The sequence below is a fragment of the Saliphagus sp. LR7 genome (assembly GCF_003344565.1).
Lineage (GTDB): Archaea > Halobacteriota > Halobacteria > Halobacteriales > Natrialbaceae > Saliphagus > Saliphagus infecundisoli.
In genome coordinates this window covers 1-1,219 of sequence record NZ_QPND01000074.1, presented here as the reverse complement: position 1 = coordinate 1,219, position 1,219 = coordinate 1, and the positions used below count along the sequence as shown (strand labels likewise).

1 pseudogene is annotated in these 1,219 nt (G+C 50.4%); it reads right to left on the bottom strand.

Annotated features, from left to right (window positions below):
- Window positions 1–124: 124 nt before the first annotated feature.
- A pseudogene (locus tag DVH23_RS23210) lies at window positions 125–1,003 on the bottom strand (cation:proton antiporter); the annotation flags it as partial.
- Window positions 1,004–1,219: the final 216 nt, after the last annotated feature.

Sequence of the window (1,219 nt, the reverse complement as noted above, 5' to 3'; positions counted from 1 at the left end):
GTCTAATCCGATATGTCCTCGCATCCTCGCAGCGTATTTGTCGCTCTTCGGTCCTTTTTCGCCGTCCTTCCAATCTGAGACCGGACTTCTCCTTCCGCCGCTATCGATCGAGTGGACAACTAGCGACAGTGATGAAGAAGATCGGCGCGAAAAATCCCATCGCTAAGTCGTACATAACTGTATGCATGTGGTCATAAATCTCCTCGTCAAGCTGGGCCTGACGGAGGAACATTCCAGCAACGAATCCGCCAATAATCATGTGGAGATCTGCTAATGTCGCTAGTAATGCAAACACCAGTGCCACGATAAGGGCAATAGTGAACGCTGAGGTCTTATCGATGAATCCGTATCGGCGCATTAACCCTTCAAGCCACCCCCATATGTAGGGGAGTAATCGATCACCGAATACGAGTGCAGCTACGAAAAACGCAAATGCGCGCAGCATGACAATACCAAGTCCAAAGAAAGTGACTTCACCGCTTTCAATAAATCCCGTTACGCCTGCAAATACGATAAGAATAGCAACGTCAGATAGCAGTGCCCCACCCAAGAGAACGCCAGCAATCCGTGTATCGAGAATATCCAAATCGACCAGAATCCGAGATTTAGTTGCTAACGAAGTTGCAGCCAGCGCAATCCCGATAAACAAGGCCTGTTCGATAGTAAACCCAAGTAGATCGCCGAGCAAATAGCCCAGTCCGAATGGGAGGAGGAAGCCTCCCAGTGCGACCATCAGTGATTGTGGTCCGAGTTCAAAGAGTTGGTGTAGGTCAATCTCCATCCCGACGTAGATCATCAATAGAAATACGCCGAGTTCGGCGAAGATTTCGAGAACCTCTGTAGACTGAAGGATTCCGAGTATGGCAGGACCAAACACGATACCGGCGAGAATTTCACCCATCATTGCCGGGTAGCCGATGTGCTCCGCGAGAGCGCCGAATATCCACGCGAGCGATAGGACGAGCAACAGATTGACAAGATCGAGACCGACAGCCTCTACCATAGATAAACGAATACAGTCGCCTTATTTACCTGGTTTTTGGCACAGACAATCATGTGGAGGCCAATTCGCCTAACAAAGGAAAACGATACTCAGTCGATCACACGAGTGACCGCACGAATGCATCGAGAACATGCTGAACCGGTCTGATCCGTGCTCGGATAGTGTCGGAGGAGTGGCGAAGACGGTGATCAGCACTGGATAGTCGCTGTCGGCGGC